4 protein-coding genes and 2 pseudogenes are annotated in these 6,294 nt (G+C 67.8%); 5 read left to right on the top strand and 1 reads right to left on the bottom strand.

Going from position 1 to position 6,294, the window contains the following annotated elements; translation table 11 throughout:
* Positions 1-1,590: pseudogene (mutS, locus tag AC27IQ_RS17650) on the top strand (DNA mismatch repair protein MutS); the annotation flags it as partial.
* Positions 1,591-1,623: 33 nt separating this feature from the next.
* Here mutS and AC27IQ_RS17645 read toward each other — a convergent pair.
* Entirely contained in the window at positions 1,624-2,520 is an 897-nt protein-coding gene (locus AC27IQ_RS17645) for a cysteine dioxygenase (protein ID WP_487090236.1), read from the bottom strand.
* A 283-nt stretch (positions 2,521-2,803) separates the two neighbouring features.
* On the opposite strand from AC27IQ_RS17645, the gene AC27IQ_RS17640 reads away from it, so the two are divergent.
* From AC27IQ_RS17640 to AC27IQ_RS17625, 4 genes and pseudogenes are all read left to right on the top strand, one after another.
* Positions 2,804-3,631, top strand: a complete 828-nt coding sequence (locus tag AC27IQ_RS17640) for a proteasome-type protease (protein WP_284394794.1) — start codon at positions 2,804-2,806, stop codon at positions 3,629-3,631.
* Between the two features lie 43 nt (positions 3,632-3,674).
* Positions 3,675-4,505: an alpha/beta fold hydrolase gene (locus AC27IQ_RS17635; protein WP_487090235.1), complete on the top strand. Its 831-nt coding sequence runs from the start codon at positions 3,675-3,677 to the stop codon at positions 4,503-4,505.
* Between the two features lie 419 nt (positions 4,506-4,924).
* A pseudogene (locus AC27IQ_RS17630) lies at positions 4,925-5,722 on the top strand (7TMR-DISMED2 domain-containing protein); the annotation flags it as partial.
* 82 nt (positions 5,723-5,804) lie between these two features.
* On the top strand, positions 5,805-6,294 hold a 490-nt coding region (locus AC27IQ_RS17625), incomplete at its 3' end, for a 7TM diverse intracellular signaling domain-containing protein (RefSeq protein ID WP_487090234.1).

Here is a 6,294-nt window from a genome sequence, read left to right as displayed (position 1 = left end):
CTCGGGACACCGGCGCGTGGCAGGCGCTGCGCGGCGAGCTGCGCGGCGTGAGCGACGTGGAACGCATCACGGCCCGCATCGCGCTGCGGCAGGTGCGCCCGCGCGAGTTGCTGGGCCTGTGCAAGACGCTACAAAAAGCAGAGCAGCTTGCCGGGGCATTCCATGCTTCGGAGCCGTTTTTGGCCCAGATCTTCGACCACCTGCGTCCCCCGGTCGATTGCGGCGAACTGCTGCGCGCGGCCATCCATGAGGAGCCGGCCGCGCTGGTGCGCGACGGCGGCGTGATCGCCCCGGGCTTCGACGCCGAGCTGGACGAGCTGCGCGGCATCCAGACGCACTGCGACACCTTCCTGCTCGACCTGGAGACGCGCGAGCGGGCGCGCACCGGCATCGCCAACCTGCGCGTGCAGTTCAACAAGGTGCATGGCTTCTACATCGAGGTGACCAGCAGCCACCTGGACCGCGTGCCCGACGACTACCGCCGCCGCCAGACGCTCAAGAACGCCGAGCGCTTCATCACGCCGGAACTCAAGACCTTCGAGGACAAGGCGCTGTCGGCGCAGGAGCGCGGCCTGGCGCGCGAGAAATGGCTGTACGAGCAGCTGCTGGACCTGCTGCAGCCGCATGTGCCCGCACTCACCCGGCTGGCGCATGCGCTGGCCACGCTGGACGTGCTGTGCGCGCTGGCCGAGCGCTCGCTCACGCTCCACTGGTGCGCGCCGCAGTTCGCGCCCGAGCCCTGCATCGAGATCGAGGGCGGGCGCCACCCGGTGGTGGAGGCGCGGCTGGCCGAGACCTCGTCCGGCAGTTTCATCGCCAACCACACGCGGCTGAACGCCAACACCCGCATGCAGGTGATCACCGGACCGAACATGGGCGGTAAATCGACCTACATGCGGCAGGTGGCGCTGATCGTGCTGCTGGCCAGCATGGGCAGCCACGTGCCGGCCACGTCGTGCCGCCTGGGGCCCATCGATGCCATCCACACGCGCATCGGCGCGGCCGACGACCTGGCCAACGCGCAATCGACCTTCATGCTGGAGATGACCGAGGCCGCGCAGATCCTGCATTCGGCCACGCCGCACAGCCTGGTGCTGATGGACGAGATCGGGCGCGGCACGAGCACCTTCGACGGCCTGGCGCTGGCCAGCGGCATCGCCACGCACCTGCACGACCGCACCAAGGCGTTCACGCTGTTCGCCACCCACTACTTCGAACTGACCGAACTGTCGGCGCGCCACCAGCACGCGGTGAACGTGCACGTGGGCGCGACCGAATCGGGCTCGAACATCGTCTTTTTTGCACGAGATCCAGCCGGGGCCGGCCAGCCGCAGCTACGGCATCCACGTGGCCCGCCTGGCGGGCGTGCCGGGGCCGGTGCTGAACCATGCGCGCCACACGCTGGCCGCGCTGGAGCAGCGGGCCGGCGAGGGCGAAACGCAGGTGGACCTGTTCGCCGAGCCACCCGAGGCCGAGGGGCCGCTGGTGAGCCCGGCGGAAGCGGCGCTGGCCGAACTGCAGCCCGACACCCTGAGCCCGCGCGAGGCGCTGGACGCGCTGTACCAGCTCAAGCGGCTGGTGCAGGGTTAGGCAGGCCGCGCAGGCGGCCGACCCCGGGAGAGCCTACTCGGCCGGAGCCACGGCGGGCTTGGGTGGCTTGGGCGTGCGCTCGAACTTGGTCTTGGCCGCGATCTGCTGGCCTTCGGACAGGCCATCCATGTCGCGGTACAGGTGCACCGACAGAGCGATAGCGCCGGACTTGTTCTTGAGGCTGTGGGGCACGCCCAGCTCGTCAGGCCCGAAGCCGGCCAATGACGCCTCTGTCCGCGCATTTCTTTCGGTCTTTTCGGCCAGCGGCGTGTTGTCTTTCGTTTCGCCGGTCGGTCGGTAGATCCGCTCCGACAACTTGCCCTTCAGGATGAAAGAAGCGCACTCGTTGGGATGGTCGTGGATGGGGGTCTTTTGCCTGGCATCGAACGCGAACAGTTGCAGGCAGAACGACTCTCCCTCCTTCGCGTGGCTGTGCAGCAGATAGCGACCGTAACCCGCCAACTGTGTGGCGTCCTTGGGCTTATAAATATCTGTGGACAACTGGGCTTCCTCCAGCAGGCTCTTGAGGGCGTCCGCCACGCAATCGCGCACGTCCTTGCCCGCCGCGATCTCGGCTTGCACGGAGGCATTTTGCAAAAGCTTCTGAACGCCGGCTTCCAGGCGCTTTTGGTTGGCCGCGTGGGTCTGCCGGGCTTGCAGGGACAGCTTGGTGTACACCTTGTCGAGCTTGGCCTCGCGGGCTGCGATGCCCGAATCCGCGCCCAGCAGCGAGGTGCGTGGGCGCTTGGCCGAAGCACCTTCCGCGCTGGCGTCCGGGGACCGCGCCTGCAGGCCGTCCAGGCGGGCATCGCCGCCCGGCTGGCTCGAACCGGCAGGCCGTTTGTTCGAAGAGGCGGTATCGGCGACTTCGGCGCGTTCGGAACGGGGCGAAACGGCGCGGGAAGGGGAAGAGATGGAGCTGGTCGTCATGGTTTGAAAAAAGAGTGGATGAGGAAGAAAAAGCGGGAGAACAACGGCGATCCACCGTGTCGCCACCCACCCGCCATTCTTCGAACCACAAGGCGGAATCCCGCCCGACACGCGAAGCTGATGTCCGGAAATGCGAATGTCTTTTCATATTGCGAAATCATCTGAAACATTGGCGACACGCCGCACCGTTTGTCCCCTGTTTCTGCCGCACCGTCTTGGGGCAAGTCCGCAGCGCAACGGCGACAACGCCTACACTCGACCCTTTGTCCCCCAATTGCCCTCCATGACGTATTGCGTCGCCATCAAGCTCAACGCCGGACTGGTTTTCCTGTCCGATTCCCGCACCAATGCGGGCCTGGACCAGATCAGCTCCTTTCGCAAGATGATGATCTACGAGAAGGCGGGCGACCGATTCATGGTGCTGCTGTCCGCCGGCAACCTGAGCATCTCCCAGTCGGTGCGCGAGATCCTGCAGTCCGAGCAGCTCACCGACCGCGAGGGCGGCGAGCCGATGACGATCTGGAATGCCAAGAGCATGTTCGATGCCGCCCGCGTGCTGGGCGCCGCCGTGCGCCACGTGCATGAACGCGACGGCGCTGCGCTCAAGCGCTCGGGTGTGGACTTCAATGTCTCGCTGGTGTTCGGCGGGCAGATCCAGGGCGAGGGCATGCGGCTCTTTCAGGTGTACTCGGCGGGCAACTTCATCGAAGCCACGTCCGAGACGCCGTACTTCCAGGTGGGCGAATCCAAATACGGCAAGCCCGTGCTCGACCGCGTGCTGACGCCCGACACGCCGCTCGACGAGGCCGCCAAGTGCGCGCTGGTGTCCATGGACAGCACGCTCAAGTCCAACCTGTCGGTGGGGCTGCCGCTGGACCTGGTGGTGTATGAGGTGGGCCAGTTCGCCACCGACAAGATCGTCTGCATCGACGAGCACAACCCCTACTTCCGCATGCTGCACAACAGCTGGGGCGAGAAGCTGCGCGAGGTGTTCGACAGCATCGAAGACCCCGCATGGCACGGTGGCCTGACCGAAGTGCCGATCAAGGTCGAGCCGTCGCGCAGCCGCCCGATCAAGAAGATCACCAATCCGCGCGACAAGCTCGTCTGACGCCCTGGCGGCACGCCGCCACGGCAGCAGCCGCCGAAGCCCCATGCTCCCCATCGTCTTCTCGCACGCCAACAGCTTTCCGGCAGGCACTTACTCGGTGCTGTTTCGCCACCTGAAGGACCGGGGTTTCGATGTCAGCGCGCTGGACCGCTACGGGCATGCGCCCGAGTACCCCGTCACCAACAACTGGCCGCACCTGGTGCAGCAGCTGGCCGATTTCGCGCAGGAGCAGGTGCAACGCGTGGGCGGGCCGGTGTTCTTCGTGGGCCACTCGCTGGGCGGCTTCCTGAGCGTGATGGCCGCCGCACGCCACCCCGAACTGGCGCGCGGCGTGCTGATGATCGACTCGCCCCTCATCAGCGGCTGGCGCGCCAGTGCGCTGGGCATGGCCAAGCAGACGCAGCTGGTGGGTGCCGTGTCGCCCGGCAAGGTCAGCCGGGCCCGGCGCAACGCGTGGGCCAGCCCCGGCGAGGCGCTGGAGCATTTCCGCAAGAAGAAGGCCTTCGCGCAGTGGGACGGCGAGGTGCTGCGCGACTACATCCAGCACGGCCTGCGCGAGCACGAGGGCCGGCACATGCTGCATTTCGACCGGGCCGTGGAGACCGCCATCTACAACACCCTGCCGCACAACCTGTCGCAGCTGCTGCGAGCGCACCCGCTGCGCTGCCCTGCGGCGTTCATTGGCGGGCGCTCATCGTCCGAGGTGCGGCAGGTGGGCATGGCGATGACGCTGACCATCACCCAGGGGCGGGTGACGGTGCTCGACGGAAGCCACCTGTTCCCGATGGAGCAGCCCAAGACCACGGCCGCCGCCATCGAGGCCGCACTGTTGAATCTCATGGCGGTCCGGGCCGCTGATCTGTCGGCTTCCTGATCGCCCTGTGCCGGCTCCGCACCGTGCGAGAGTGCCGCCCAAACGATCTGCCGAAATCAAGTACGAGGGCGCACAGCGCATCCGCCGTATGAAAGGTCGCGCCCATGGCCTGTGCCGCCCGCCGCTGCATGGCACCCGCTTTTCGTGGGCCCCACGCACCGCACCATCAAAAAAATGGAATCTGCGGAGAAAGTTCTTCTACACTGCGGCAGCGTTACAACGTGATACAGCATGCCCCGTCCCCACACCGTCCGCCCCCGCTGCGCTGCTTCCCGCCCCCGCATGGCCCTCTGCCCGCCCTGCGGCGGCTTGCGCACATGACACATCGCCCGGCACCTTCCGGCGGGTGCTGCGCCCGCCATTCGCGCACGGTGCGCTGACGCCCAAGCCATCGCGTCTCTCCCATTGCCACCGTTGCCATGCGCCTGTTTTCCCGCCTGCATCCGTGGTCTCCAACCTTCCTGCGGTGCTGGCTGCGCCGCATTCTTCCGGGGTGCGTGGTGGTGGTGATGTCCGCATTGCTCGCCCCCGCCGCCCAGGCCGCGCAACCGCTGGTGCTCCGAGATGGCATGCCGTCCGTGAACCTGTGGCACACCTTCACGGTGCGGGCCGACCGCACCGCCGCGCTGACGGCCGAGGAAGCCCTGGCAAACCCTGCCGCATTCGCCGCACCGGCCCACACGGGCGGATCGCTCGGAGTGCATGCGGGCGCCCTGTGGCTGCGCGCCACGCTGATCAACCAGGCGGGGGCGAACACGGAGTGGGTCGTGAACATCGATTACCCCGCCCTGCACCAGGTGGACCTCTATCTGGCGCAGGGCGGCCGCATCGTGCAGCAGGCCGCCATGGGCAACATGCGCCCGTTCAGCCAGCGTCCCTGGCAGTCGCGCACCCCGGCGATGGGCCTCAAGATGACCGCCGGCGTACCCTACGAACTGCTGGTGCGCGTGCGCACGGGCGGCAGCATGGTCCTGCCCGCCACCGTGGCGCAAGCCCCGCAGTTTCTCTCCGACGCGCTCGCTGAGCAGATGCTGCAAGGCCTGTTCGCCGGGCTGGCCCTTTGCCTGCTGATCTACAGCCTGGGGCAATGGATCGGAGGAGGCGAGCGGCTCTTTCTGCACTACGCGCTGCTGGTCGCGGCAAGCGCGGGCTTTTGCCTGCAGCTCTTCGGGATCGGGGCGCAGTACCTCTGGCGCGACCAGCTCTGGGTCGAGCTGCACATCGCCACCCTGTGCGGCTTCGCGGCGCTGGCGACCACGTTCCTGTTTCTCGGGCAGGCCCTGCTGGAGGGCAAGGCGCGTGGCGGTTTTTTTTCGTGCCATGCAGGGCGGTGCCGCGGTCAGCGCGGTGCTGGGCGCCGCCTTTCTGGTGGACGGGATCGACACGCGCACGGCCATGGTGCTGCTCACCGCCCTGGGCCCCCTGCCCTGGCTGATGAGCGTGCCGGTGGCCTGGGCCCGCGCGCGGCGGCGCGATCCGCTGGGTGCCACGCTGCTGCTGGCAGCCGCCGCGTTCTTCATCGCGGCGGCTGCCATGGCCGGCCTGTCGCAAGGCCTGCTGCCGGCCAACGGCTGGACGCTGCATGCCCTGCAGATCGGCACGGTGGCGGACATGCTGCTGTTCATGCGCGTGCTGGGGCTGCGCACCGCGGCGCTGGGCCGGGCCGCGCGCGATGCCCGCCGCGAGAAAGCTACTACAGCAGCAGCACGGCAGGGGGGCACCGCCACGCTGCAGCGCGACTATCAACTCGCCAGCACCAGCAACCGCCTGGGCGGCTACACGCAGACCT

The organism is Acidovorax sp. KPB24-07 (assembly GCF_057543315.1).
This window is presented reverse-complemented; position numbering and strand designations above follow the sequence as displayed.

Bases quoted from the DNA above. Each gene is read 5' to 3' on its own strand.
- AC27IQ_RS17645 (WP_487090236.1), bottom strand. From the start codon at position 2,520: ATGACGACCAGCTCCATCTCTTCCCCTTCCCGCGCCGTTTCGCCCCGT.
- AC27IQ_RS17640 (WP_284394794.1), top strand. From the start codon at position 2,804: ATGACGTATTGCGTCGCCATCAAGCTCAACGCCGGACTGGTTTTCCTG.
- AC27IQ_RS17635 (WP_487090235.1), top strand. From the start codon at position 3,675: ATGCTCCCCATCGTCTTCTCGCACGCCAACAGCTTTCCGGCAGGCACT.